The 25,379-nt window shown below is 39.6% G+C and carries 27 protein-coding genes; 11 read left to right on the top strand and 16 right to left on the bottom strand.

The window, feature by feature from the left end; genetic code table 11:
• Window positions 1–107: 107 nt before the first annotated feature.
• Window positions 108–281: a hypothetical protein gene (locus tag J7I93_RS15080; RefSeq protein ID WP_181396072.1), complete on the top strand. Its 174-nt coding sequence runs from the start codon at window positions 108–110 to the stop codon at window positions 279–281.
• On the opposite strand, the gene J7I93_RS15075 is transcribed toward J7I93_RS15080, so the two are convergent.
• The 4 genes from J7I93_RS15075 to J7I93_RS15060 form a co-directional block, all read right to left on the bottom strand.
• Complete coding sequence (locus tag J7I93_RS15075) at window positions 278–1,552, bottom strand: LysM peptidoglycan-binding domain-containing protein (protein ID WP_214726683.1); 1,275 nt, start codon at window positions 1,550–1,552, stop codon at window positions 278–280. The two genes, J7I93_RS15080 and J7I93_RS15075, sit on opposite strands and share 4 nt — an antisense overlap.
• 356 nt (window positions 1,553–1,908) lie before the next feature.
• A complete protein-coding gene (locus tag J7I93_RS15070) occupies window positions 1,909–2,610 on the bottom strand; it encodes a hypothetical protein (protein WP_214726682.1) in 702 nt (233 codons plus the stop codon).
• A 252-nt stretch (window positions 2,611–2,862) separates the two neighbouring features.
• Window positions 2,863–3,441, bottom strand: a complete 579-nt coding sequence (locus tag J7I93_RS15065; protein ID WP_214726681.1) for a TerD family protein — start codon at window positions 3,439–3,441, stop codon at window positions 2,863–2,865.
• Between the two features lie 316 nt (window positions 3,442–3,757).
• Window positions 3,758–4,339 (bottom strand): TerD family protein, encoded by a 582-nt coding sequence (locus J7I93_RS15060; RefSeq protein WP_214726680.1) that lies wholly within the window; start codon window positions 4,337–4,339, stop codon window positions 3,758–3,760.
• 310 nt (window positions 4,340–4,649) lie between these two features.
• Here J7I93_RS15060 and J7I93_RS15055 point away from each other — a divergent pair, with 310 nt between their 5' ends.
• On the top strand, window positions 4,650–5,402 hold the full coding sequence (locus J7I93_RS15055; RefSeq protein WP_214987985.1) for a 3'-5' exonuclease: 753 nt from the start codon (window positions 4,650–4,652) through the stop codon (window positions 5,400–5,402).
• Window positions 5,403–5,611: 209 nt separating this feature from the next.
• On the opposite strand, the gene J7I93_RS15050 is transcribed toward J7I93_RS15055, so the two are convergent.
• A complete protein-coding gene (locus J7I93_RS15050; protein ID WP_214726679.1) occupies window positions 5,612–5,755 on the bottom strand; it encodes a hypothetical protein in 144 nt (47 codons plus the stop codon).
• 311 nt (window positions 5,756–6,066) lie between these two features.
• On the opposite strand from J7I93_RS15050, the gene J7I93_RS15045 reads away from it, so the two are divergent.
• Window positions 6,067–6,969, top strand: coding sequence for an aldo/keto reductase (locus J7I93_RS15045; RefSeq protein ID WP_214726678.1), 903 nt, complete (start codon window positions 6,067–6,069; stop codon window positions 6,967–6,969).
• 111 nt (window positions 6,970–7,080) lie between these two features.
• Here J7I93_RS15045 and J7I93_RS15040 read toward each other — a convergent pair whose 3' ends face one another.
• Together J7I93_RS15040 and J7I93_RS15035 are read right to left on the bottom strand one after the other, a co-directional pair.
• Window positions 7,081–7,572, bottom strand: a complete 492-nt coding sequence (locus J7I93_RS15040; protein ID WP_214726677.1) for a hypothetical protein — start codon at window positions 7,570–7,572, stop codon at window positions 7,081–7,083.
• 264 nt (window positions 7,573–7,836) lie between these two features.
• Entirely contained in the window at window positions 7,837–7,992 is a 156-nt protein-coding gene (locus J7I93_RS15035; RefSeq protein WP_214726676.1) for a hypothetical protein, read from the bottom strand.
• A 162-nt stretch (window positions 7,993–8,154) separates the two neighbouring features.
• On the opposite strand from J7I93_RS15035, the gene J7I93_RS15030 reads away from it, so the two are divergent.
• Window positions 8,155–8,934: a hypothetical protein gene (locus J7I93_RS15030; RefSeq protein ID WP_214726675.1), complete on the top strand. Its 780-nt coding sequence runs from the start codon at window positions 8,155–8,157 to the stop codon at window positions 8,932–8,934.
• Between the two features lie 46 nt (window positions 8,935–8,980).
• Here the strand turns inward: J7I93_RS15030 and J7I93_RS15025 are convergent, their stop codons facing one another.
• The 4 genes from J7I93_RS15025 to J7I93_RS15005 form a co-directional block, all read right to left on the bottom strand.
• Complete coding sequence (locus J7I93_RS15025) at window positions 8,981–9,934, bottom strand: LysM peptidoglycan-binding domain-containing protein (RefSeq protein ID WP_214726674.1); 954 nt, start codon at window positions 9,932–9,934, stop codon at window positions 8,981–8,983.
• Between the two features lie 389 nt (window positions 9,935–10,323).
• Window positions 10,324–12,441 carry a formate dehydrogenase subunit alpha gene (gene fdhF, locus J7I93_RS25200; protein ID WP_353050274.1) on the bottom strand — a complete coding sequence of 706 codons (2,118 nt, stop codon included), beginning with the start codon at window positions 12,439–12,441 and terminating at the stop codon, window positions 10,324–10,326.
• 192 nt (window positions 12,442–12,633) lie between these two features.
• Complete coding sequence (locus tag J7I93_RS15010) at window positions 12,634–14,793, bottom strand: PAS domain S-box protein (protein ID WP_214726672.1); 2,160 nt, start codon at window positions 14,791–14,793, stop codon at window positions 12,634–12,636.
• Between the two features lie 135 nt (window positions 14,794–14,928).
• Window positions 14,929–15,774 (bottom strand): DUF1206 domain-containing protein, encoded by an 846-nt coding sequence (locus tag J7I93_RS15005; protein ID WP_214987983.1) that lies wholly within the window; start codon window positions 15,772–15,774, stop codon window positions 14,929–14,931.
• A gap of 210 nt (window positions 15,775–15,984) precedes the next feature.
• Here J7I93_RS15005 and yhfH point away from each other — a divergent pair, with 210 nt between their 5' ends.
• The gene (yhfH, locus tag J7I93_RS15000) at window positions 15,985–16,119 is read left to right on the top strand and encodes a protein YhfH (protein ID WP_110066586.1); all 135 of its coding nucleotides are present in this window, start codon (window positions 15,985–15,987) and stop codon (window positions 16,117–16,119) included.
• 1,267 nt (window positions 16,120–17,386) lie between these two features.
• The gene (gene pepF / locus J7I93_RS14995) at window positions 17,387–19,201 is read left to right on the top strand and encodes an oligoendopeptidase F (RefSeq protein ID WP_214726670.1); all 1,815 of its coding nucleotides are present in this window, start codon (window positions 17,387–17,389) and stop codon (window positions 19,199–19,201) included.
• 803 nt (window positions 19,202–20,004) lie between these two features.
• Here the strand turns inward: pepF and J7I93_RS14990 are convergent.
• Window positions 20,005–21,261 carry an erythromycin esterase family protein gene (locus J7I93_RS14990; RefSeq protein WP_214726796.1) on the bottom strand — a complete coding sequence of 419 codons (1,257 nt, stop codon included), beginning with the start codon at window positions 21,259–21,261 and terminating at the stop codon, window positions 20,005–20,007.
• A 159-nt stretch (window positions 21,262–21,420) separates the two neighbouring features.
• On the opposite strand from J7I93_RS14990, the gene J7I93_RS14985 reads away from it, so the two are divergent.
• Window positions 21,421–21,609, top strand: coding sequence for a hypothetical protein (locus J7I93_RS14985; protein WP_214726795.1), 189 nt, complete (start codon window positions 21,421–21,423; stop codon window positions 21,607–21,609).
• A 34-nt stretch (window positions 21,610–21,643) separates the two neighbouring features.
• A complete protein-coding gene (locus tag J7I93_RS14980) occupies window positions 21,644–21,886 on the top strand; it encodes a transcriptional regulator SplA domain-containing protein (protein WP_214726669.1) in 243 nt (80 codons plus the stop codon).
• A 57-nt stretch (window positions 21,887–21,943) separates the two neighbouring features.
• On the opposite strand, the gene J7I93_RS14975 is transcribed toward J7I93_RS14980, so the two are convergent.
• The gene (locus J7I93_RS14975) at window positions 21,944–22,126 is read right to left on the bottom strand and encodes a cold-inducible protein YdjO-related protein (protein WP_214726794.1); all 183 of its coding nucleotides are present in this window, start codon (window positions 22,124–22,126) and stop codon (window positions 21,944–21,946) included.
• Between the two features lie 105 nt (window positions 22,127–22,231).
• On the opposite strand from J7I93_RS14975, the gene J7I93_RS14970 reads away from it, so the two are divergent.
• Complete coding sequence (locus J7I93_RS14970; protein WP_214726668.1) at window positions 22,232–22,375, top strand: hypothetical protein; 144 nt, start codon at window positions 22,232–22,234, stop codon at window positions 22,373–22,375.
• A 27-nt stretch (window positions 22,376–22,402) separates the two neighbouring features.
• Here the strand turns inward: J7I93_RS14970 and J7I93_RS14965 are convergent, their stop codons facing one another.
• Window positions 22,403–23,146: a YqjF family protein gene (locus tag J7I93_RS14965; protein ID WP_214726667.1), complete on the bottom strand. Its 744-nt coding sequence runs from the start codon at window positions 23,144–23,146 to the stop codon at window positions 22,403–22,405.
• Between the two features lie 131 nt (window positions 23,147–23,277).
• Between J7I93_RS14965 and J7I93_RS14960 the strand changes: the two genes are divergently transcribed.
• Both J7I93_RS14960 and J7I93_RS14955 read left to right on the top strand, forming a co-directional pair.
• Complete coding sequence (locus J7I93_RS14960; RefSeq protein WP_214726793.1) at window positions 23,278–24,357, top strand: sulfite oxidase; 1,080 nt, start codon at window positions 23,278–23,280, stop codon at window positions 24,355–24,357.
• A 101-nt stretch (window positions 24,358–24,458) separates the two neighbouring features.
• Complete coding sequence (locus tag J7I93_RS14955; RefSeq protein WP_214726666.1) at window positions 24,459–24,602, top strand: hypothetical protein; 144 nt, start codon at window positions 24,459–24,461, stop codon at window positions 24,600–24,602.
• Between the two features lie 240 nt (window positions 24,603–24,842).
• Here the strand turns inward: J7I93_RS14955 and J7I93_RS14950 are convergent, their stop codons facing one another.
• Window positions 24,843–25,004 (bottom strand): hypothetical protein, encoded by a 162-nt coding sequence (locus J7I93_RS14950; RefSeq protein WP_214726665.1) that lies wholly within the window; start codon window positions 25,002–25,004, stop codon window positions 24,843–24,845.
• Between the two features lie 25 nt (window positions 25,005–25,029).
• Window positions 25,030–25,239 (bottom strand): YozQ family protein, encoded by a 210-nt coding sequence (locus tag J7I93_RS14945; RefSeq protein ID WP_214726664.1) that lies wholly within the window; start codon window positions 25,237–25,239, stop codon window positions 25,030–25,032.
• Window positions 25,240–25,379: the final 140 nt, after the last annotated feature.

The raw sequence follows: 25,379 nt of genomic DNA, 5'->3' as shown, positions 1-25,379 counted from the left end.
ATTTGTTAAAAAGCTTCAATTAGCAGAAATAGAGGTTAATTCCCAAGAAGTATGAGATAATGGATTAATACACTTTAAGTATTGATTTATAGAAAGCAGGGATATTTTTGAAACGAAGAAATAAATTTGAACAAAATGATACCGTTATTTTAATTAATACAGGCGAGAAGGTTACAATCAACAAATCATGCTATGTGGCGAAAATGAAAAAATACACATATACAATCAAAGAGAATCCGAAGATGTTTTACTTTGAAGAGGAAATGAAAGAGATTATTTAAGTTCTTGGCTTTACAATTGTAAAATTTTTATCAGCAAAAGCCCAGTTTTGAGGGAAAGGCAAACTCAATTGCCAATAGGTCATACCCAGAAGATTATACTGATCAATTAACTTATATTTTTCAGTGATGCTTCGGATATCTTCGAACCAGACTAGATGTTCTTCTGCCCCTCTCCAGTATTTAAACCATGGAGAGGCCGCATAACGATCGTACTGAATAATGGCCCCCGCGCTTAAGGCTGTGTCTTGAATAGCTTGCATAGAGTAAGCGCGAGTTACATTGTCTGCTGTCCTCCAATCATAGCCATACAAAGGCAGAGCAATTTGCAGTTTCTCCGGATTAATTTGGGTAACGGAATATTTAATAACCTCTTCTACCCACCATACAGGAGCTACCGGATTTGGGGGACCAGTCGGGTAGCCGTAATCCATGGTCATGACTGCCATGATATCAGCAGCACTCCCAATTGCTTTATAATCATATGCTCCAATAATTCGGTTCGTTGGTATATCCTCTGTTTTGGCATGGACATTGACATGGAGAATAAGGGAACCCATTGCACTTTTTAGTTCTCTTAAAAATAAGCTGTAGTCCTGCCGCCTCGGCGGAGGAATGAATTCAAAATCCAGACTTACGCCACCATACCCCTTCTGTTTTACGAAATTCATTAAACTTAAAATTAAGTTCCGCCTGTAAACCGGATTTTTCAGGACTCCGCCAATAAGTTCAGCGCTGAATTCTCCATCTGCCAGATTGCGGATCATTAGCAGCGGAGTAACATTCAGTCGCTTGCTCTCGGCAACGATAGCTGTATCCTCGAGTTCTGCGTATGCATAGCCTTCCTTTGTTAGGGAGTAGGCTGAGATAGCAATGAACGTCAGGTTTTTTGCTGTCTGCCTAAAAATGGGTAAAAAAGCTTCAGGAGAATATGGAACTATGAACCCGAGCGTTTGCATGCTCTTTTTTACTGTAGTAGGAATGTTTATTTTTTGTCCGATATACAGCCATTCAGGTCTGATTCCCGGATTTGCTGAAAGGATTGCGTCTACACTTGTTTGGAAGCGCTGGGCAATTCTCCAAAGTGTATCCCCCGGCTTAACGATATAACTCCTGGTTACAGCCCCGTCTTCTGGAATATAGAGAGCCAAGCCAGGGATAATTCCTGGTGCATTTTCCAGGCCGTTTGCCTTTATAATACTTTGAATGGAAACATTGTATTTTTGTGAAAGTGCCCATAAACTATCCCCTGATTGAATCACATGCATCCCCATCTTTTCACCTCTTTTTCCTATCCTTTCATTAGTTTATGGCGAAGGCAAGCGCGAATAGTACTAAAGATAGAATGCTATCCCTTTAGGAAAGCTATTTGTAAAAAAAAGAAAAGCCTATTCCATTGGGAACAGGCTTTCTACACTGAATGTATTGTCTAACGGTCTTTTTGAAGCTGCTATTTTAGCGATCACTTCTTTTTAGATAATTGGAAGAGTAATTGCATCAAAAGGTCTGTAAGGAACCATTTAAATTAGTTATTGATAAATAAGTATCATCAAAGGGCAGTTACATCCCTTTACTAAGTAGGAGAAGTTTTAACTTATTTCGCTGAGGAACTGACAAATTCAGCATTTAATTACTGATAATCAGCCTCATGTCCGCTCAAGGAATCCATATGGCTGGCAATCATGGCGATAATTGTGCTCGCTTCTTCTTTGCTGAAGATAAAATGGTCTTCATCTTTAATCATTTCTTCATCATCTGTCCAAATGCGATTAACCCGTCGAAGCACTCCATCACCAGTTTCCTGGACCACTCCAAACTGGTATGATACTTCGACTTCATCTTCTTTGAAAAAGGCGGTTACTTCAGGTGTTTCCCATTCCACATCTACTTCTTCAAAAATATCTCCATCGTCATCTTCAATGACTTCATATTCATCCGCGATAACATAATTACCATCTTCAGAGGCATAGATTACTTCGTCCTCCTCATCCGTTTCAAATTCATAATAGTCATCATCTTCTCCATTCATGTAATCATGGAGGCTTTCATGGACTGTATCAATAATGTCTTCAATATCAAAAAGCATGGTTTTAGAAGTATGGCCAAGCTCAAAATCAAAGTCTTCTACATAGAACTCCTCGTTATGGGGATCAAAGAAGAGAGTGCAAAAATACTCCCTATCGTTATCCTCTGTTTCAATAAAAAATTCCATTCTGGGATGCTTGGCACCCCTGTCAATAGACATATGGCCAATCTGATCATATTTACTGCAAATTGATTCCAAATGATCCTGTAATTCACCGCTCACCCTGTCAAACCATTCAAGTGACATGCTGCATCCCTTCCTCTCAAGGTTTTTCAAACCTAGTATTCCCTTTCATTTTGATTTAAGTATGGGAGTATTAACCAAAATATTTGGTTTTGTCCTTTCAGAGGATCAAAGGGATGATTAGTTCCGATGGCAAGCCCTTTTTTCAGGTTTGGGCAGCATTCTTGTACATGTGTCTTTGCTATATTCCTGTTAACGGGCTTTATCTTTTCAAATAAAAAAAGGCACCTAATCAAATCAGGTACCTAAGTATAATTACACCTGTAAACCATAGTTACGGCAAAGGGCCGCTAGCCCGCCAGAGAAACCACTTCCGATGGCATTAAATTTCCAGTCGTTTCCGTGGCGGTATAATTCGCAAAATACAACTGCTGTCTCAATAGAAAAATCTTCGCCAAGATCGAAACGGAGCAATTCCTGATTGTTTGATTCATCCACAAGCCTTACAAAAGCATTGGAGACTTGGCCGAAATTCTGCTGTCTTACTTCCGCATCATGAATGGTTACCGTTATTCCAATCCGATGAACATGGGCAGGGATTTTTGTGAAATCTACAACAAGCTGTTCATCATCGCCGTCTCCTTCACCAGTCCGGTTGTCCCCGGTATGTACAACTGCCCCGCTTGGATGCTGCAAATTGTTGTAAAAAATAAAATCGTGGTCATTCATACATTTGCTATTTTGATCAGCAAGAAATGCAGAAGCATCTAAATCAAAATCTTGTCCGCCGCTATACTTGTTTGTATCCCAGCCCAATCCGATAACTGCCTTGGTCAACCCCGGATTGGTTTTTGTCAGATCAATTCTTTGTCCTTTTGATAATTGAATACCCAAATTAGCTCCTCCTTAAAAAAAGAAAAATACTTATTTATTTAAGGCCCTATATACTTTGCCTGTTGTTCGTACCAGGCACTCAGTCAACCGCGGGCGGCCTGCCACCTCAGGCATCAAGCCTGCGGGGCTCCCTTTTATCCTCAATCCCGCAGGACATTGATTAGCATTCTCGAATAAACTATGCACGAAGGAATACAAAAGCATTTTCGAGAATCTAGTGTCACTTCAACAAAATGCAAAGATCAACAATGAGCATTAACACAGCCCTATTTTAAAAAGCCAAGAAAAGCAGCTGCTCTTCCTGGCTACTGGAAATTTACCCTACCTGCAATCCAAAGTCAGTTGCAATTCGGGCAAGGCCGCCCTGGTAGCCTGAACCGACAGCAGAGAATTTCCATTCGCCATTATGGCGGTATAGTTCGCCAACTACGATAGCAGTTTCAATGGAGAAATCTTCCCCAAGATCATAGCGGATAATTTCTTCATTTGTTTCTTCGTTTACGATTCTTGCAAAAGCATTTGAAACCTGTCCAAAGTTTTGTCCGCGACTATCAGCATCATGGATGGTAATGACAAAGGAAATCTTTTCGATGGTTGCAGGCACGGCGCCAAGGTTTACCTTAACCTGTTCGTCGTCGCCGTCTCCCTCCCCTGTCCGATTATCGCCTGTATGTACAACTGAACCATTGCCGCCTTCAAGCTGGTTATAGAAAATAAAATCTTTATCGGATGCGCATTTTCCGTTTGCATCCAATAAAAACACACTTGCATCCAGATCAAAGTCCAGACCGCCATCATATTTATTCGTATCCCAGCCCAATCCAACGATAACCTTCGACAATCCAGGATTTGTTTTTGTTAAATCAATCTTTTGTCCTTTTGATAAAGAAATACCCATTATTCAATCATCCTTTCGAATTTAAAATAAAAGATCCTTGAGATGCAGGAAGCAATACCTTATGGATAAAGCGATTGCAATCTATGTACTCTTTAAGTGTAAACGTTTAAAAAGAAATCGTAAACCGTTATGGTACAAAGCTGGGAAAAAAGATATAATCATCCCTTAAAGTTTATTGTGTGCTTCTAAAACTTGCTGCAGCCTCTCCTTAGAGTCACCATTTCCAGTCAACTGGATAAATCTGTTCCTTCCTTCTTCACTAATTTACTTATATAATAGCTTGTTGGAATAGATAAAGGGGTGATGATGAATGGCAGAGTTAAAGCAGATGGTTTTCTTTGATTTTGAAATGCTTTGCAGCAAAAAAGGAATTCTCTTTGAAGATATGGAAGCAATCCGCCTGGGTGCGGTTAAATATGAGCTAGAAACAGGGAAAATCACTGGGTTTGACCGGTACATCCGTCCTCAGGAGCAATCCCCTTTAAGCGCGTTTTGCAAAGAATTGACTGGAATTAAGGATTCGGATATAAGAGGAGCGGATGATTTTCCAGAGGTGTTCAAAGAGTTTCTATATTGGGTTGGAGGAGTGAAAAAGACACGGTTCTTTTCGTGGTCAACAAGTGACCTTTTGAGATTAAAGGCTGACGCAATCAGACATCAGCTGCCTGAGGCCACAATTGAAAAAATATCGAAAAGATATGTTGATTTTCAGGCTATTTTTACAAAAAGGGCGGCCCGAACATCACCTTCAGTGGAAAAGGCATTATCGTTTTATGGTCTTGCATTTACTGGAGAGCCGCATCACCCTATGTATGATGCTTATAATACTTTTCGAATTTACCAGGCGTTTGAAGAGCAATATGTAAAAACTGATTTAATTATGCTGCAGCAATTTATTTTTCTGGACAATGAACTTCCATCCAATGACATAATCAACCAGGAACTGAAAAAAATCTTACAAAAAGATTTACATGATTTTTTTGTTGAATTGAACGATGCAATAAGGATGAAGGACGCCTGGAAATTAGTTAAAAAAAACAAGAAAGCTTGTAGAGAAATATGAAAATATTTTTCTCAACCGGTCCGGGCTCTTTGATGCAGAGCTGATTTCAAGTATTAGAGAACTAATTGATTTTTATCATGAACTGCAATTCACTTATGAAGAGCACCGTTCCTTTACTTCAAAAATTATGATATTGCATGAACAAATGGTGGAACCACTTCAGAAAATATGTGTATAAAAAGGAGATGACCAAAAAAGTCACCTCCTTTTTATGTAGCCATTCTTAGAAAGTTATAAAATGCTCTTCTCGCCCAATAGTTCATTTGGTTTTTTATATAGCCATTTCTGGTTAAAACGGAGCCAGCCAGGATCAATAAAAGAATATTAAAGATTTTTATGATTAGTTTATCCATTCTGTAACCTCCCCTCTTATTCATTAATTTTCCGTCCGTAGCCAAAAGTATGAGCGTATATTCTTTCCAATCTTAATTAGCTGATTGGAAAATACAAGAATAGCCTTTTCGTTCTATAAGCAGAGAAAATTTGTTATGTGCAGAGAAAAATTTTATGTGTAGAGAAAATGTGTACATACGCAGAGAAATAAATCTATATGCAGAGAAATCTTATCTTAGCAGGATACCTTTCTAATAAGACGATTCGTTTGGTTTTATTATCAATTTCAGAGATAATAACAATGCAATAAACAACCAAGGAGCTGAACAGTTTGGAACGAGTACAGATGGCAGAGGATTTATCATTTTCACGGATTATTCATGGGTTATGGAGATTAGCTGATTGGAACTATAATGATGAGGAAATTGTCGATTTAATTGAACATTGCCTTGAGCTTGGGATTACGACATTCGACCATGCCGATATTTATGGCAGCTATACATGTGAGGCTCTTTTTGGAAAGGCTCTTCAGCTAAAACCGGAGCTTCGTGACAGGATGGAGATCATTACGAAATGCGGTATTGTGCTTGAGTCGCCGAACCGGCCGGAGAATAAAACTCATCATTATAATACAAGCAAAAAACATATCATATTGTCTACAGAAAAGTCATTGAAAAACCTGCAAACAGAATACATAGATACCTTGTTGATTCATCGGCCTGACCCGTTTATGAATCCTGAGGAAGTTGCAGAGGCATTTACTGAGTTGAGGACTTCCGGCAAGGTGAAGCATTTTGGGGTCTCCAATTTTAAAAGCCATCAATTTACGATGCTGCAGTCTTATTTGGATTTCAAATTGATTACGAATCAAATTGAGCTTTCGGCGTTTCATCTTGAGAACTTTGAGGATGGCACATTAAACCTTTGCCAGGAAAAAAGAATCGCACCTATGGCCTGGTCGCCTTTAGCCGGAGGGAAAATCTTCAGTGGTGATAGTGAAAAATCTGAACGCCTGAGAAATACACTCACTAACATTGCTGAAGAAATTGGTGCAAGTGACATTGATGAAGTTCTTTATGCCTGGCTTTTAAATCACCCAGGACGCATTATGCCAATTGTTGGATCAGGCAAAAAGGAACGAATCGAACGAGCCGTACTTGCGTTAAATCACCAACTTAACAGAGATCAATGGTTTGAGATCCTTCAAAGTTCGATGGGCCATGATATTCCTTAGAAAGGCATCAGTGTACTATTAAAGCTCAGTTTAAATAGCAACAAAGTTTGCGAAAACAGAAAAACAAAAAAAGGATGGCCCCAAGACTTTTGGGTACCATCCTTTTTGCTTTTATTGGAAAACGCTGTTGAAGGCTGGAGCAGAGAGCTCGACATCTTCGAAAACTTTCGTCATTGTATTGATGTATTCCTCTTTTAATGGCTCGGCTTCCGCCATGTCTTCTGAACCGGCTTTTAATAGTTCAGCCTTTTTAGCATAGTATTTAGATAAGCTGTCAACCGAAGCTTCGATATCTTGTGCATGATCACTTAACTCTTCTGGCACAGATATTGCTTTTGCTTCCTTCTCAAATGCCGCTGCTACTTCTGCTGCATCCTGATCTTCTGCCGTAATGCTTGCTTCTGTGTTACGAATTACCTTCGTCACTTCCCCTTGGTAGCTAAGCAGAGCTGAGCGTACTTCTTTGGACTCATCAGCAGTTTCTGTTTCGGCAGCTGCAGCTTCCTCCTTGTTTTCTTCCCCTTTAGAAGCTTCTTCGTTTGAACATGCTCCTAAAACGACCGTCAGCAATGCTGCTGAAAGTAAAAATAATAATTTCTTCATTTTTTGTCCTCTCCTTCTTTTTGTTTTAGAGGTAGTTTTGGTTGACTCCCTATGTAGCCAGACAAATTCGACATTGGTAATTGACTGACAATTACTAATTTAACTATTTTTTTGAGTTTTTGCAACAGTTTTATTACGAATGTCGAAACTTTTTTGTTTTTTTTATATAACTTTATTTAAGTCTGTTAAATTTTACTGTTGATTTCCGTACAATAAGATCGCTTTCTGCAGGCCGAATAAAAAAGACCCCTGAAACATCAAGGGTCAGCTTGGATCGGCCTCATCAAGTGATAAAGTAGTAACGGATGTATATTCTCCCTTCTCTACTTCTTCTTCCGAGGCCATTTGGTTCAGTTCTTCTTCATCGTCTATCCCTGGTGCAATAGTAGGCTCGTTCTTTAGCTTATCCTTTTTCAGCATAACTTCCCTCCTCATCCATTTAAAGTTTCCTAGTGAAAACCGTTATATGCTAAAAGGACCCATTAAACTGATTAATTAGCCCTTTCATGGGGAATAGCCCATCCAATTCAATGCTTCCAGACATAGCATATAGGAAAGACCGTGAAAATGAGGAGTGTTTCTATGTCCTTTTCTGTAAATCAAGAGGGAAGTCCGAAGCTTTTTCTAGGTCAATCGGATAAAGCTTCAAATCAAAATACTTACCGGCTAAATTATCTGCAAGAGGTAATAAAAGAGCAGCAATCAATTAATAACCGTTTGGCAGAGAGTTACGGAGATATGCAAACCCAGTTGGAAGAATCCTTTACGGATATGAATAAGCTTGTAAAAAAAGCTGCTGGCAGGCATAATCATCATTTTGAGAATCTGGTATCCAAGTTAGAAAAGCAGGATGATTTTATAACACGATTTCTTGAAGTTATGAATCATCGTGACAAAGAACATGAATTGCTGCTTGAGAGACTGACTTCCTTGGAAGAAATGAACAAAGCAGTCCTGGAAGCATTAGAAAAAGAAAGTCCTGTCCATCAGAAAATCCTTGAACAAGTATCCTGCCAGGATGCAGCTACTCAGGCACTTTCCAGAAAGTTTGATAAGTTCGAAGCCTTTTCAGAGGAAGCTTCAGCGAAGTTTAAAACCCAGGAGGAAATAAAAGAAGAGATATCTAAAAAGCTGGATGTCCAGGAGATGTTTCATAGCACAGTAATGGAACGTCTGGATCAGCAGGAAGCAATAACCCAAAAAATAACCAGACAATTGGATAATCTAAAATCAATTGTTTATGAACGGGCTTCCCACCTTTCCGAACGGTTTGAAAAAAGCTTTAAACAGCTGGCAAAACCAGTACACAGTTTTTTTATTAGTCAGGAAGAAAAAGAAAAGAAAAACAATGTTAGTAAGTAAAGAAAAGGAAGGCGCCAATATAGGAGCCTTCCTTACTTGTATTCTATTAATCAAGAATCGTAACTTTAACTGTTTGTCTGCCAAAATTGATGGCGTCCTCTTTGGAAGGCATAAAGATATCTATCTTATTTCCTTTGATGGCACCGCCAGTATCCCCTGCAATTGCTTCTCCATAGCCTTCTACATGAACTTTTGTTCCCAGTGGAATAACATTCGGGTCAACAGAGATTACCTTTTGATTTGGATTTTCCTTTAAGTTAATACCTGTAGCTGTGATCCCTGAGCAGCCTTCACAATTTGCTGTGTAGGCTGTTGCCTCCATAGTAAGTACTTTTTGAGCTGTTTCCTCTTTTGCACTTTCAGCTGATTGTTCAGGGACTTCCGATTCAGCCGCAGGTTTAGTTTCAGCAGCTGGTTTGGATTCCATTGCAGGCTTGGTTGTTTCAGCCGCAGGCTTGGATTCTACAGTCGGCTTAGCTGACTCAGCAGCCGGCTTTGTTTCTTCAACCTGCTGCGCAGGTTTTTCAGCAGGCTGTTTTTGCTCTGCAGCAGGCTGTGCAGGCTTGATTTCAGCTGGCTTGTCATTTAAAACTTTAGGTGCCGCTGTTTTAGATGGCGTAACAGCAGCAGCTTCTACTGCTTTAGCATTCGGATAAAGAGTAAATTCCTCGTTTGGAAAAATGAGGTCAGATTTTAGGTTGTTCCATTCCATGATCGCATCTACTGTTACATGATGTTCTCTTGCAATATCCCATAAAGTATCGCCTTTTGATACTATGTATTTCTTTTCCGGATATACTTCTAGTTTGTCCTCTGGATGGATAATGTGAGAAGATAAACCGTTCCATTCTTTGATCATGTCAACTGGTGTATTATATTGCTGGGAATATCCCCATAAAGTATCTCCCTTTTTAACTGTTACTTCTTCGGCTTGTACATTTGCGCCTGCTGTTCCTGTAATTGCAGCAGCGGCTACAAAAGATAGTATGGATTTTTTCATGTTGTTAAAACCTCCTGTATAGCTTGTTTTGAGCTAACGAGATTAATAATAACATGGTTTTTTTCGTATAAAAGAACAAAGAGATAATAAACGCGTTACGGATATAACAGGAATATAACAGGAATGTATCAAAATATCAGACTATTTAAAGAATAAATTTTTTCTTTTACCACTAATATGGCATAAACACTGTTATATAAGGAATTCAATCTTAAATAGTGAAATACCTAGAATTTAAAATAGATTTTCTCTAAATAGGAGTGAGTTTACAGTCGAGGTTAAAATTGGAACAGGATTTTTCCAAAAGAAAAGAGCTATTTTGAAAATAGCCCATGATTTATAGCCTTTTTTATTAATTGGCTCTGTTGGCCTGTTGATTTCTGCTCCAGTCACTCGCTTTCCGAGGATGATTCGGGAGCCTCCTCGGCGTGAACGTCTCTATTTAGTTTATCTTTAGGAACGATTTTTACTGCGCAAGCTTTAAACTCGGCTGTACCGGAAATCGGATCGTATTCATTTATTGTCAGGACATTGGTTGGTACCTCGTGCCAGTGGAAGCTCATGAAAACAAGTCCAGGCACAACTTGTTCAGTTATTTTCACTTTTACCTCCAGTGCCCCTCTTCTAGAAGACACATGTACTGTATCTCCATTGTTAATTCCAAGTGCTGCTGCATCGTCAGGGTGAATATCCAATGTTTCTTCAGGCTGTTTAATTTTTACCCCTTCAGCGTAAAAGCGGGTTTGGGTATGCGTATTATAGGTTTCATATCTTCTGCCTGTTGTTAATGTAAAAGGATAGTCTTTATTCGGCAATTCAATGGGAGGAGTATAGCCTACCGGCACAAAAGGCGCTTTTCTGGAATCAGCTTTGTTTTCGTGAAGATGCTGATGCAATACAAGTGTGCCAGGGTGGTTTTCATCTGGGCAAGGATAATGGATGGCATACTCATTCTCCAGCCTGCTGTATGAAATGCCCCCGTACATCTCCTTTGCAAGCCTCCTGACCTCATCCCATATTTCCTCGCTACTTGCATAAGACATAGGGTATCCCATTTTCGTGGAAAGCTCACAAAGGATTTCCCAATCTTCCTTCACATTAGGATCGGATTTTACTGCAATTCTCGCTCTTTGGATTCTTCTGTCTGTATTGGTATAAGTTCCATCTGACTCTGCCCATGATCTGGCAGGAAGTACAACGTCAGCAAGCTTAGCCGTTTCGGTAAGAAAAATATCCTGGACAACCAGCAAGTCTAATTGATTGAATAATGTGCGGGTATGGTTTAAATGTACATCTGCCAGCAAAGGGTTTTCTCCTATAATATAGAGACCCTTTATTTCACCATTTTCCATCTTTTCAAAGGTCCGTGTCTGGGTGCTTCCTACGTGAGGATTTATCGAAGCTCCCCATTCTTTTTCAAATCTCCTGCGGTATGATTCATCAGCAAGGCTCCTGGAACCTGGGAGCAAATTAGGCAGGCATCCCATGTCTCCTGCACCCTGAACATTATTTTGACCTCTCAGCGGCATGATGCCATTGCCTCTTTTGCCGATATGTCCGGTTAGAAGAGCTAAATTTGCAATATCGAAAACATTGTTAACTCCACAATGATGCTCAGTTATTCCTAATGTATAGGCAATCATACTATTGCCGGCACTTGCATATTCTCTTGCAGTTTCAATGATCTCTTCTGGTGTCAGACCTGTAATTTCAGCAGCTTTCTCCGGCGTATATTGGCTTACCTGCTTTTTTAATAAATCGAAATCGATGGTATTGGCTTTAATAAATTCATCGTCAAATAGCCCTTCTTTAATGATGGTATGGAGTAATGAGTTGATGAGTGCTATATCCGATCCGATATTAATTTGCAGATGACGGTGAGCAAATTTCACCATATCAATTTTTCTTGGATCAGCCACAATGATTTTAAGCCCGTTTTTTACAGCCTTTTTCATGCGGTTGGCGATGATTGGGTGTGCTTCAGTTGTATTGGAGCCCATCAGCAGAAGAACCTCTGCTTGATCAAAATCATCTAATGTATTTGTAGGAAAACCGCTTCCAAAAACAGTCGCCAGACCGGCGACGGATGGAGCGTGTCATGTTCGGTTGCAGCCATCGATATTGTTGCTGCCAATAACTGCTCTCATGAATTTTTGGGTGATGTAGTTGGACTCGTTGGTTGAACGGGCGCATGCAAACATGGAAATGGCGTCAGGACCCCAATCGGATTTAATCTTAGTAAGTTTTTTTGCGATTACAGATAATGCTTCCTCCCATGTCGATTCGACAAGCTGCCCGGCCCTGCGGATTAACGGAGTTGTTAACCGGGCATTTGAATGGACATACTTATACGCAAAAGCTCCTTTTACACAAGTTTGTCCTTTGTTTACAGGTGCGTCTTTATCTCCCCTGATTTTAGTAATCTGATTATCTTTAACTTCAACCAAAAGTCCGCATCCAGTACCGCAATAACCACATACTGTTTTAATGGGTTTGGCTGTGTCCATAAAATCCCCCCTTTTTCGGCTTTGCCAATAGATCCACATCCATAACCTAAGACACTCGATTTGGATCGAACTATTCAGCAATCCTTGAAACGACCTTCTATTTTTATTCTAAATGCAGCCGCCAGTAAATAGACCATATAATTGAGAATTTTTAGTGAATTTAAATAAAAAAAGCCAATCCAATTGGATTGGCTAAGCCGTTTTTGCCGGCAATATAATATTAAATGTCGTTCCTTTATTTAATTCACTTTCAATATACACCTTGCCGTTATGGCTTTCAATAATCTTAAAGCTAACCATAAGCCCTAGGCCATTTCCGTTTTTCTTTGTTGTATAAAAAGGTTCACCGATATTTTTGAGTTTTTCTTCAGGAATTCCTACTCCTGTATCTTGTATGGAGATTTGAACTTGGTTGTTTATAATACTTGCCCGGACAGTAATAGATCCACCGTCCGGCATTGCTTCAATTCCATTCTTTACAAAATTCAGGAATACCTGTTTCAGCCGGTTTTCATCACATTCGATTTGGATGATATCTTTCTCAGATTCAAAATGAATTTTCACACTTCTTTTACGTGCTTCAAACTCAACTAATGATAGAACATTTTTAATAATTGGAATGATATTTTTTTCTTCCAGTTCCACGGCCTTTGGTTTGGCCAATACCATAAAGTCTTCAACAATATTATTAACTCGTTCAATTTCATCCAGAATGATATTTAAAAACTCCTGACGCTCTTCATTGGTTTCATCCAGCTGAAGGAACTCTGTATATCCTTTCATGGATGTCAAAGGATTTCGGATTTCATGGGCAACTCCGGCTGCCAGCTGTCCAACTGCGGCAAGCTTATCCTGACGGTGCAGCACTTCTTCCGTTTTCTTCCGTTCCGTAATATCATTTCTGATAGCAAGGTATTGATAAGGTTTTCCCTTATCATTTAAAAACGGAACGATTGTGGTATGAACCCAGTAATAAGTGCCATCCTTTGCTTTATTCCTTATTTCCCCTTTCCACACATCACCCTGGCCAATTGTTTTCCATAGGTCCTTAAAAAACTCCCTGGAATGAAGTCCAGAATTTAAGATAGAGTGATTTTGGCCAATCAATTCTTCTCTGCTGTATTTGGAAATCTCGCAGAACTTGTCATTTACATTTGTAATGATGCCCTTTTCATCTGTAAAAGCAATAATGGAAGATTGATCTAGAGCAAATCTTATGTCATTGACTTCCTTTAAAGAGTCCTTAAGATTAGCCTCAGCAGATTTTAAAGCGGAAATATCTGTCCGGATTGAAACATATTGATAAGGTTTGTTCTTTTTATTAAGAAACGGAACGATTGTGGTCTCGACCCAGTAATATTTTCCGTCCTTTGCTTTATTACGAATTTCCCCGCGCCATATTTTCCCCGCACCGATTGTTTTCCAGAGTTCACGGAAAAATTCAGGGGGATGGTATCCGGAGTTTAGGATATTATGATTTTTTCCAAGCAGTTCTGCTTCTTCGTATTTCGAGATTTCAATAAATTTATCATTTACATAAGTGATGATTCCTTTAGGGTCTGTAATGGCTACAATGGATGATTCATCAAGCGCAGCCTGAATATCCTTTAAATGGGTATCACTTGCTTCAAGGCGTCTGCTGATTAATGTACTTGAAGCAATAAGGCCGCTCAGAATAAGGATGGTTGCAAAAAATACCAGGTATATAAGAAAGGTTTCTGGTGCCGCTCCCCCTCTGTCTATTCCTCCATTCGAATAAAAAGAAGACGAGCGTATAAGAAGAAAATATCCTTCCACGATTGCTCCGGTAATGATAAGAGCGCTTAATGGTTTTATCCAGACATGCTTGGAATAGGCAAGATTTTTTGAGTAAAAAAGCATCCATAATGAAAAGAAAAATGAGACGAATATTAGCAATGTTGAAATGAAAAAAACAACAGGGTCCAATTGGACATTCATCCCCATGGCATACATCCCTGTAACATGGATGGATAGAACAGCCATTGTTAAAAAGAAGCTTCCCGTAACAAGATAGCTTGTTTTTGGCTGGCGGTCGATCACTGTATTAAAAGCCATACCTGTAAAGGAAATCCCAAAAACCATGGATAATACCGTAAGCGGAATATTATAATTGCCTGATGCGTTTATGTTGATGGCGACCATTCCAATAAAATTCATGATCCAAATGCCTATCCCCAGCGAAAAAGTCCCGCCCAAAAATAAAAATCTCTGATTTCTGTCAGAGGATTTAATTAAAGTAAAAAGATCTAATGCTGTATAAGAAGCCATAATTGTTAAAATAACGGCTACAAATATTAATATAGGATTAAATGATACAACAATCTCAGTCATTACGGGCTATCAGCCTCCTCACCTTAACAGTTTCAAATATGATTGTAATGGAAACCTTACAGCCATGGAAGAGGTAAAAGGAAAATTAAATAAAGATTGTTAAACTCAGATTATTCGTTCCCTTCCTATTTTGCCCTAATTTAATTTAATCTTTCGATATCGACCCTTCAAAATCAGGTATACTCCATACAGAAAAAGTCCAAAGGCTACCACTCCCAGCAAAATCTGCCCGAACGGCTGGGCTGAAATTTTGGCAAGTGCTCCATCCATTCCAATTGTAGTATCGGGATCAGATGTAATGGCTGTAATGATAACAAAGTACCCAATTATAAACATAACAACTGCCCTGGATGTAAGGCCTATTTTTCCTGCCTTTGCAGCAAGCTTGATTTCTTTTTTACTCATCTTCCATTCTCTGAATTCCTCCTTATACTTTCCACTATATGCATTATACATTTCATAAAATCCATACCCGATAATAATTATGCCTGCAATCCCGGCCAGCCAGTGCCCAAAAGGCTGTTGAAGAAGTTTTGCTGAAAGCGACTTCTCATTGCTGCTGCCACTTGATGCATGATTTGCGATTGTGAACGCCTCGTAGGATAGGCTGGCATAAATGATGCCGCTTATAAGGTAGGATATTTTTAAAGCGATACCCTTTATTCCAAACCCCTTTTTTTCGGGATCGTTAATGATTAAAATAATCCTCCAAAGAACATAGCCTGATAAACTGAAGGCTACGCCCCACAAAAGTGCCTCACCAAATGGCACAGTAGCAACTGAGCGCAGTGCACCACCAGTATCTGTTTTGCTGCCTCCCGCTCCTGCTGCAGCCATCATAGCCAATATCCCTATGATCATATATACAAAGCCCCTAGCCATATAGCCAAGGCGAGCGTACCTTCTTAGCCAAGGGATCGATTCCTTACCCAGCTTATCTCTATGGTCTCGTTTTTTTTGCTGGCTCTCTTGTAATTCCACGGCAAACACCTCACACTGCTCTCTAATTAATATAGCTTTATATACCCTTTGTCCTATATGGAAAAAACCATAAGCATTTTCCATTTTTATAAATAAATAAAATTTTAAAAAAATTTAGGCAAAAGACTACACAATTGAAAATAAATAGTATATACTGTACTACAACAGAAGATAATAAAATAAACTGTATTATAAAAAGGAGGAAAAATCATGATTAAAAGTCCAGTTGAATTTTTCAGAAACCTTCCTAAAAAGGTATGCCCGGAGTGCGGTCAAACAGTCAAGGAACAGGCTGAATCTTATTTGATGGAATGTGACCGCTGCCTTTCGAAGAAAATGGAATAGAACAAAAAACGGAAGGATAGAAGTCCTTCCGTTTTTTTATGTTCTTAGAGTATGGATCTGGTTATCGTTTTCGGAACGAGAATCGTCATCATGACCGGTATGGGGCGACTCAAGTATCTCTCCCATTAAGGAGAATCGACCTCATGAAGGCTCTATGACGCCCAGTCCCACTCTTTTTGAAGAAAACCGTCTTCATGAAAGCTCTATGGCGACGATGTTCCTCTCTGTTTGAAGAAAACTGTCGTCATGACTGCTCTATGGCGACGATGTTCCTCTCTGTTTGAAGAAAACTGTCGTCATGACTGCTCTATGGCGACGATAATCCTCTCTGTTTGAAGAAAACTGTCGTCATGACTGCTCTATGGCGATGATAATCCTCTCTGTTTGAAGAAAACTGTCGTCATGACTGCTCTATGACGACGATAATCCTCTCTGTTTGAAGAAAACCGTCTTCATGGAAGCCCTATGGCGACGATGTTCTTCTTTGTTTGAAGAATACCGTCGTCATGAAAGCCCTATGGCGACGATGTTCCTCTCTGTTTGAAGAAAACTGTCGTCATGACTGCTCTATGACGACGATAATCCTCTCTGTTTGAAGAAAACCGTCGTCATGGAAGCCCTATGGCGACGATGTTCCTCTCTATTTGAAGAAAGATGTCGTCATGAAAGCCCTATGGCGACGATGTTCCTCTCTGTTTGAAGAAAACCGTCTACATGAAAGCCCTATGGCGACGATGTTCCACTCTGTTTGAAGAAAACCGTCGTCATGGAAGCCCTATGGCGACAAAATTCCCCTCTGTTTGAAGAAGACCGTCGTCATGAAAGCCCTATGGCGACGATGTTCCTCTCTGTTTGAAGAAAACCGTCGTCATGAAAGCCCTATGGCGACGGTGTTCCTCTCTGTTTGAAGAAGACCGTCGTTATGAAAGCCCTATGGCGAAGATGTTCCTCTCTATATGCCTAAGATGTCGTCAAGACTGCTCTATGATGCCCAAGTTCCTTTCTCTTTGAGGAGAATCGAAGTCATGAAGTCTCTAAAGTGCTCAAGTCCCTCACTCTATGAAAATCGTTATCATGATCGCTCGATCTAAATCCTATTCTAACGAGAAATAAATTAACATTTTCTATTTCAAAATCCTCTCTTCCACCTGTTATATTACAGAAGTTGCTAACAAATGTTAGAAAAATATATAAAATTATGAATTTTTCCTGTATAATTATCTGATATTCTTAGTATTTAGAGTGTCGAAATAGGAGGGGAAACCATATGGTTCAAACAGTTGTTACCAGATTAAAACGTTCCGAGGTGCCTAAAGACCTTACCTGGAAATTAGAGGATTTATTTGCTTCAGAGGAAGATTGGCAGAAAGAAATGAATAGCATTGAAGAGGACCTTGCTATTTTTGAACAGTTTAAAGGCAAGCTGCACGCAGGGCCGCAAGTTTTCAAAAACTGCCTTTCCGCTCAGGAAAGACTTTCTGTCCGCCTTGTCCAAGCGGGTACGTACGCTATGCTGCGCCAATCAGAGGATGGCACGAACCCTGATAATCAAGCGAATTCCTCTAAGCTAGCTTCCCTGAGAGCTAAAGCGGCATCTTCTCTTTCTTTTATTGAATCTGAAATATTGTCCCTGCCAGATGGTACGGTTGAAAATTACATAGCAGAAGATAGTGAACTCGAGGTTTACAAAAGCCAGCTTTCAGACTTGATGAAAACAAAGGAACACAGGCTATCTCCGGAAACAGAGGAAGCTATTGCAGCATTAGGTGAGGTTCTTGGAGCTCCATATAATGTTTATCAGGCAGGAAAACTGGCTGACATGCCTTTTTCTTCTTTTAATGATAGTGAAGGCAACGAGCTTCCGAATTCTTTTGCCCTATATGAGGATCGCTACGAATTTTCACCCGACACAACCATTCGAAGAAATGCCTATTCTTCCTTCACTGATTCATTGGAAAACTATAAGAATACATTTGCTTCCGCTTATTCTGCTGAAGTCAAGAAGCAAGTTACTTTATCAAAATTAAGAAAATACAACTCTGTTACACAGATGCTGTTGGATTCACAGCATGTAACTGAGGAAATGTACCATAACCAGCTTGATATAATCCAAAAAGAATTGGCACCACATATGCGCAGATTTGCTCAGCTGAAGAAAAAGGTTTTAGGATTAGATAAAATGCTGTTTTGTGATTTAAAGGCACCTTTAGACCCAGACTTCAATCCCGAAACAACCTATGAAGATGCATCAAAGGTTATTTTGGAAGCACTTAAAGTCATGGGGTCAGAGTACTCTGAAATCATGGAGAAAGGGTTAACGGAACGCTGGGTGGACCTAGCAGATAATGTCGGGAAATCAACTGGCGCATTCTGTTCGAGCCCGTATGGTTCTCACCCCTTTATCTTGATTACATGGACAGATACGATGCGGGGAGCTTTTGTCCTGGCGCACGAGCTTGGGCATGCGGGACATTTCTATTTGGCCAATAAATATCAGCGCATCATGAATACACGCCCTTCCACCTATTTTGTTGAAGCGCCTTCAACCCTCAATGAATTGCTTTTGGGACAGCATTTAATGGAAGGAACCGAAGATAAAAGAATGAAACGCTGGGTAATTCTCCAGCTCCTTGGAACTTACTATCACAATTTCGTTACTCACCTTCTGGAAGGTGAATATCAGCGCAGGATTTATAATCTGGCGGAACACGGTGTGCCGTTAACTGCAAAAACGCTATCAGACCAAAAATATGAGACCCTTAGCTCTTTCTGGGGAAATTCAGTCGAACTGGATGAAAAAGCAGCATTAACATGGATGAGACAGCCGCATTATTATATGGGACTGTATCCATACACTTATTCAGCAGGGCTAACTGCTTCTACAGCGATGGCACAAAGCATTAAAGAAGAAGGCCAGCCTGCGGTAGATCGGTGGCTGGATGTCCTTAAATCGGGTGGAACTAAAAAACCGCTTGAACTTTTAAGGAGTGCAGGCATTGATATGTCCAAGCCGGATGCAATCCGCAAAGCTGTGAGCTATGTAGGTGCTTTAGTCGATGAATTAGAAAACAGCTATGAATAAAAGAAAAACCTCTCCGATTCGGAGGGGTTTTTAGGTTAACATCTTAGGGGACCCAACCATGCACATCAGCTAATTTAAACACATTTTCGAGAGCTGATAACCTGGCAGCTGATGGAGTGTTTGTTCCGTTTAATTAGTTCCTGCTAACTGAACTTTGTTTTGGAAAAACACTTTTTTGAGACTCAATTCTTACTGAAAACAACATCCTTTAGGAGAGGTTTGGTCAAGTCGTTTTTAAACTTTAGAATAACAGGTTTTTGAGTGCAAAAGGAAATCTTTTGGCAATTTAAGAGAAATCGTTCACTATCTTCCCTGGATAGAGACTATTCTCTTATAAGGATTCACTTATTATTTCCCAGCCAAAGGCCTTTAGGTTAGATGATCCGGTTCTGCGTAAGCCCTATTCCATTAGGAGCATTAGACAGAAGTTTCACATGAAATCTGGTGGAAATAAAGTATGCATCCTTTTTAATGCTTAGCTTTGCTTTGCTTAACTTGACAGTTGATTTTCCGCTGCAATCAGCAGAGTGTCAAATTAATAGTGAGCTTCCAGTAGTCTTTACTTTGATCATCCTGTTAACTAAAGTTATTTACCTCCCTTTTTCAGCATAGTAAAGGATTTTTTAGCTTTCGTTCACTGACAGCCGGAACGAACACTATATGGCTGAGTCTCCTAAGATGTTAAGGAGTTTTTGTATTTCCTTTACATCTTTATTTTACCACTCTCACCCGCTCTCATACAGGTTCAGTGGTGTCTGTTTTGTGAACGTTTTCACAGCTTTGGATTTAGCAAGCTGAATAAATTATGTGATTCCGGCTGTTGATAAAATCGGTTTGAGAGCCCTTGTCTTTTCGATATAAATAAACCCATCATACCGGCGTGAAATCTGTGTAGATACGTAGTTCCCATACTGTTCATATTCCGGATTGTATACTACTCCGATAGCCCGGTGGCCGATGAAGTTTTTAAAAAGATCCCGATTATTATCTGTAAACAACAATATTTTATTTCCTTTTCCTGCTTTTTGGAGGGCATCCTCCCAGCTGCCTTCTTGTGCTGGCGGCACTTCCATTACCTGAAGCTCCTCGCCCCATTTTTCCGCTGCCACAACCGTCCCGGAGTGTGTACCAAAGCCTATTGCATAAACCTGGTTTTCCCCATATTTTTCACGGAGGATTTGGCCTACATTAACAAGACCCTCTTCTTGCATATCCGTAGCTCTTGCATCGCCAATATGGGTATTGTGCTCCCAGACAATCACCTTAGATTCTTGGCCGTAATAGTTGGAGATTTCCTCTAAAGCGCTTACCATATGATGATCTCTAATATTCCAATCATCTGGACCGCCTTTTACCATTGCGCGGTAATAGTTTTCAGCATTAACCGTAACAAGACTATTTATCGAAAGGTTTAGGGAGGTTTCTTCTAGGTCCCTTGCTGAATCCCATTTGTTTTTTATTTTAAGAAGAAGTTCAGCAACTTCCTTTTCGCAGCCTTCCCCATAGAAAGCTGCAGACACGGCATAATTTTCTGGAGTCCGGTGAAACGGCTCAAAGCAGGAAAAAGCATTTATCGCCGACTCCAACTCAGTTGCCCCGTTTTTTTCGAGGAGTTTAATGATTTCTTCCATTGACTCCCACAAACTGTACACATCAATGCCATAAAAACCGGCCATTTTACTTTGCTGTTCAGTACGATGATTAAAGTCATGAAGCCACTCTATAAGCAGCTTGACTTCCTCGTTTGCCCACATCCAGGTAGGCCATCTGTTAAAATCCCCCAGAGCCCTTTGGGAACTCATTTGTTCATAACCCTTAACATACCGGTTAACGTTGAAACATGAAGGCCAGTCCCCTTCCACTGTAATACAATTAAATCCTTTTTGTTCGATGAGCTTTTTGGATAGCTCAGTTCTGACGGTGTAAAATTCAGATGTCCCATGAGAAGCCTCGCCTAATAAAACAAATTTTGCATCACCGATAGCATCGATAACTCGGTCAAGATCAGATGATGCAATGTATGAATAGGCTTCATTCTGAATTGCATTAATCAAATTCATATTGTTGTCCACTATTTTGGCACCTCTGCTTGATTTTAAAATTTATAAAAGTAATATACCCATTAAATCAAGGATTAATATGGTTGCATATTGGTTCAATGGTGGGAGAAAACTTAAAAGACAACGGATTAAATATAAGAGTCCAAAGGAGTTTTGATGATGAATGAAAAAGATGAAAAATATTTAACACAGGCGCCAAAAGAGGAAATGGTCACAGTTGATACGGACGGAAAGTTTCCCAATTTAAGAAATACTGTTGGTGATTCAGTTGATGGACACGAACAGCAGGAAACGGCAAATGCAATTATTGGCGCCAAAGAAATTGGTCAGCAAAACGAAAATCTATAAATTTGTCCCATCTATATTGAAGGAGTGAATAAGAATGGAAACAATCGATCCAAGAAATGTAAAAGCAGGCGATGAGGTTTTTGTCATTTATCATAATCCTCATACTCCAATCGTAGCAAACGTCCGCCCAGCCGAAATTGTTCCTCATCCTAAAGATCCTAACGCAGTAGCTCTATTTCTTAACGAATCATTCCATTTAATTGAAGAGGACGATGCGCTGTTTACTTCTGAAAAAGATGCGGAACAAGCCTTTCAAGAATTGTACGGAGACTACTAGTCCCAATAAGAAAGACTGTTATCTGGGTGACAACAGTCTTTTTCATTTATAAGTATTTTATTGAATTTGCGGCAATTCCCTCATTTCAACTGTTGTTTCATCACCGCATAATGGACATTTTAAATCTGCAGAGGCAAAATCCTTTCTCATCCAACCATTGCAGCTATTGCATGAATATACCTCTGTGTCCATAAGCACCACTTCCGGCTTATCATCTTGTCCTTTTTTATTGAAAAAAATAGGAAACGCCCCCTTTTTTTCTTAGTATGGACAATAAAGTCATTTTTTATAGAAAAACTTTTACAAGGGGGCAAAATAATCATTCATATTTTAGGAGGAAATAATGTGAATAATACAAATGGGAAGAAGAATCTAACTATTGCCGGTACAGATATTGATGAAATAAAAAGGCTGAATAGCCAATCGGGGCTTTCTTATAACGAAGTAAAGAGATTGCTCGCGGGAAATTTTAATAACAAACATAAATAATCTAAAACGGGTTACTTACTCTTTAGTTTAAGTAACCCGTTTTAATGGCCAAAAAAAAGCATGTTTTCTCGGAGAGTAATGTAAAATGGGTTGCCCTTGAAAGTAATCACGTGGCAAAAAGGATGCCATTGAATTATGCTGAATATGACAAGATGCCTCATGGAGCTGCCACTTCGTATGGTGGATATCGCCCCGAAAGACCTTGTTCCCTTTTGTAACCCATAAGCAATAACGTTCTGTCAGCCATTCATCAAGTGAACCGGGTTCTGAATTATAGGGGTTGGATGAAGCGTTATAGGAGGCAAAAAAATGATTTCTATCAGTATTCCCACTTTTCCGCCTGCTTTCATAATTCACCTTTCCTTCTGCATTTGTTACATTCATTTCTGCATTCATATAAGGAAGAAAATACAGCATTCTGGCACCGGTTACGGCTAAAGGATTGTTTGCATCCAGACTGAAAAAGTAAACCCCTTTCCTTCCCTCGTATTCTACATAAGTTCTTACATTCAATTCAATCATTGAATTCATAAAAGGCATTGGCGGCAAACCGCGCACCCGCATTTTGCTGATCCAAAAAGGCACAATTCCGATCCAGGCTGTTCCAATATAAGTGTCTAATTTCAGTTGGGAAGGAATATGTTTTTCCATGGCTTCTGCTGGTACAGGCCAATGTAAAAATAGGATATCATTCCATATTTGTTCCATTATCCATGGTGATTTTGGCATTTGAAAGGGTCTGTGGCCTGTTATTTTAAGTTCTTCCTTCATTACTGGTTCCGCCTTTCAGCATGTATTACTTACGATTATTCCTCAAAATGACTTTTGTAAACTTAAGTGGCCTAAAGGCAATTAATCTGGCATTTTTATAAGGTTCTAACTTGACCTTTGCCATTATATTTATGAATAGAGGTGATGGGCTATTGAGAAACGAATTTGTCATTCCCTATTTAAAAACAGTAAGTCTTGATCCGGAAAACCAGGAGTCTCCCATTCAATTTCTCGACCGATGGAAAACGCCAAAAGACTATTTCTATTTACGAAACCACTTTCCCTATCCACAGTTAATTCCTATGCCGTTCTTTTTGACTATTCAAGGAAATGTAAAAAAACCTGTAAAAATAACAATGAATGATCTTCACCGTCTCCCTTCCAAAACAATCATGTTACCATTGGAATGTGCTGGCAATAATCGGGCAAAATTTAAGCCGAAGGTATATGGAGAGCAATGGGAGGAAGGCGCTGTCAGCCAGGCTAAATGGAAAGGTGTCCCCCTAAGGGAACTTTTAAATCAGGCAGGACTTATGGAAGGAAGTAAAGAAGCCGTGTTTGTGGGTATGGATTTTGGCGAACGAAAAGACTTGGAAGAGTCTTTTTACTATGGGAGAAGCCTTCCCATTGAGAAAGCACTTCACGAAGATACCATCGTAGCCTATGAATATAATGGAAAACCAATCCCTTACAAGCATGGATTTCCTTACCGGTTAATTGTGCCACAATGGTATGCTATGGCTTCGGTTAAATGGCTGCAGAATATTTTTATTATTAAACATGCGTTTAATGGCCCCTTTCAAACAAAAGATTATGTTTATTATCCGTATAAAGACACTGACAAGGATAAAAAACCTGTAACAACCATTCATGTCAACAGTACAATCCAGCAGCCAATGAACTATTCCATAATTGAAGATGGAGCTCAACTGATAAAAGGAATTGCCTGGACCGGTACAGGGATTATAAAGGAAGTGGAAATAAGCTTTGATTATGGCATTAGCTGGAAAAAAGCTTCCCTTAAGCAGAAGGAAAACGAGAAATACGCCTGGGTAAAATGGCAATTTGAATGGCAGGCTGTTAAGGGTGAACATACCATTCTGGTTCGGGCTCGGGATACGGAAGGCAATGTTCAGCCTCTAAGGCCTTATTGGAATAGAAAAGGATATGGGTATAATGCTGTTCAGAAAGCAAATTTCAAAGTGGAGTAATTATTTTTTTTTATGGCTTTTCTTTTTTTACCGAATTATCAGCATAAGAACTATTCAGGAGGGTTTGTAGGCTCGAAGTTGAGTCTATTAAGGAGACAATCATGAAAGAAACACATCTGCTTCATTTCTATCGATTGGATCTTCGAGAAATAATGGAAATATTGCAAAGGCAAAAAAAGAAAGAGAAGCCGCTTCCGGCTTCTCTTTCTTTTTGGCTGTTTTCGCAAACTTTGTTGTTCACATAATCTATACAAAAACAACAATCTTCTAGAAAACAGCCCTCATTTTTTATTCTTTCGATTTGTTAACTGTTGATTTCAATCTATAAAGGTACCGGAATAGCGGTGATTCCGAAGTCCCGGCGGATTGCTCATCCTGCCGGACGATGAATCATAATCCTTAAATCAATCCAACGTTGGAAGTCTGAAGGCAATCTTGGGGATCTTGTGCAACTTTCGATTTAATCAACCAACCATGGTAAGCTTTTAATTTTGTTCATCAGATCTCTTTCCTGCTTCAGGTTCTCCAGGTGTCTGGTTGCCTGTTGTGGCCTGGTACCCTACTCGATAGGAAGAAGTCTTTTTTTGTAGCAGCGCTTTTGGCATTTTATATTGGTTCATGTCATCTTGTGCTTCTTTTGGCGTCATTTATGAACCCTCTTTTCCTATTATCTTATTCATCGTAGCCCTTGTGGGGAATGGAAATGTCCACTCCAACAACATCTTCGATTACTGCATCCGCCTGACCCTCCATGTATGTGTCGCTTACTTGTTCATGTGTAGTTGCCAATCCTGATGAAAGCTGATCGCTGCGTTTATAATCTTCTGTTTCATAATATCTTCCTGCAATGTTTGCACTGTCCTTGCTGTCCTTCTTATCCATGTAAGAAACCCTCCTTTCAAAATAAGAACTATCCTTATTTTGGACATAATGCTGATTACCATACTGAGCATTTTAATGCTGCGTGCAGGCAATTAAAAAATCTGCCCAATTTCTGGACAGATTTTCTTCCCGCACATCTA

Origin of the sequence: Bacillus sp. ISL-47 (genome assembly GCF_018613175.1) — a bacterium.
Classification (GTDB): domain Bacteria; phylum Bacillota; class Bacilli; order Bacillales; family Cytobacillaceae; genus Cytobacillus.
Note: the sequence above shows the minus strand (reverse complement) of the source record. Positions and strands in the feature narration are given on the sequence as shown.

Bases quoted from the DNA above. Each gene is read 5' to 3' on its own strand.
- yhfH (WP_110066586.1), top strand. From the start codon at position 15,985: ATGATTAAAAGTCCAGTTGAATTTTTCAGAAACCTTCCTAAAAAGGTA.
- pepF (WP_214726670.1), top strand. From the start codon at position 17,387: ATGGTTCAAACAGTTGTTACCAGATTAAAACGTTCCGAGGTGCCTAAA.
- J7I93_RS15025 (WP_214726674.1), bottom strand. From the start codon at position 9,934: ATGAAAAAATCCATACTATCTTTTGTAGCCGCTGCTGCAATTACAGGA.
- J7I93_RS14945 (WP_214726664.1), bottom strand. From the start codon at position 25,239: ATGGATAAGAAGGACAGCAAGGACAGTGCAAACATTGCAGGAAGATAT.
- J7I93_RS15070 (WP_214726682.1), bottom strand. From the start codon at position 2,610: ATGTCACTTGAATGGTTTGACAGGGTGAGCGGTGAATTACAGGATCAT.
- J7I93_RS15060 (WP_214726680.1), bottom strand. From the start codon at position 4,339: ATGGGTATTTCTTTATCAAAAGGACAAAAGATTGATTTAACAAAAACA.
- J7I93_RS14980 (WP_214726669.1), top strand. From the start codon at position 21,644: ATGGAAACAATCGATCCAAGAAATGTAAAAGCAGGCGATGAGGTTTTT.
- J7I93_RS14965 (WP_214726667.1), bottom strand. From the start codon at position 23,146: ATGAAGGAAGAACTTAAAATAACAGGCCACAGACCCTTTCAAATGCCA.
- J7I93_RS15040 (WP_214726677.1), bottom strand. From the start codon at position 7,572: ATGAAGAAATTATTATTTTTACTTTCAGCAGCATTGCTGACGGTCGTT.
- J7I93_RS14990 (WP_214726796.1), bottom strand. From the start codon at position 21,261: ATGAATTTGATTAATGCAATTCAGAATGAAGCCTATTCATACATTGCA.
- J7I93_RS15055 (WP_214987985.1), top strand. From the start codon at position 4,650: ATGGCAGAGTTAAAGCAGATGGTTTTCTTTGATTTTGAAATGCTTTGC.
- J7I93_RS15075 (WP_214726683.1), bottom strand. From the start codon at position 1,552: ATGGGGATGCATGTGATTCAATCAGGGGATAGTTTATGGGCACTTTCA.
- J7I93_RS15010 (WP_214726672.1), bottom strand. From the start codon at position 14,793: ATGACTGAGATTGTTGTATCATTTAATCCTATATTAATATTTGTAGCC.
- J7I93_RS15030 (WP_214726675.1), top strand. From the start codon at position 8,155: ATGTCCTTTTCTGTAAATCAAGAGGGAAGTCCGAAGCTTTTTCTAGGT.
- J7I93_RS15050 (WP_214726679.1), bottom strand. From the start codon at position 5,755: ATGGATAAACTAATCATAAAAATCTTTAATATTCTTTTATTGATCCTG.
- J7I93_RS14985 (WP_214726795.1), top strand. From the start codon at position 21,421: ATGAATGAAAAAGATGAAAAATATTTAACACAGGCGCCAAAAGAGGAA.
- J7I93_RS15035 (WP_214726676.1), bottom strand. From the start codon at position 7,992: ATGCTGAAAAAGGATAAGCTAAAGAACGAGCCTACTATTGCACCAGGG.
- J7I93_RS14950 (WP_214726665.1), bottom strand. From the start codon at position 25,004: ATGACGCCAAAAGAAGCACAAGATGACATGAACCAATATAAAATGCCA.
- J7I93_RS14960 (WP_214726793.1), top strand. From the start codon at position 23,278: ATGAATAGAGGTGATGGGCTATTGAGAAACGAATTTGTCATTCCCTAT.
- J7I93_RS14955 (WP_214726666.1), top strand. From the start codon at position 24,459: ATGAAAGAAACACATCTGCTTCATTTCTATCGATTGGATCTTCGAGAA.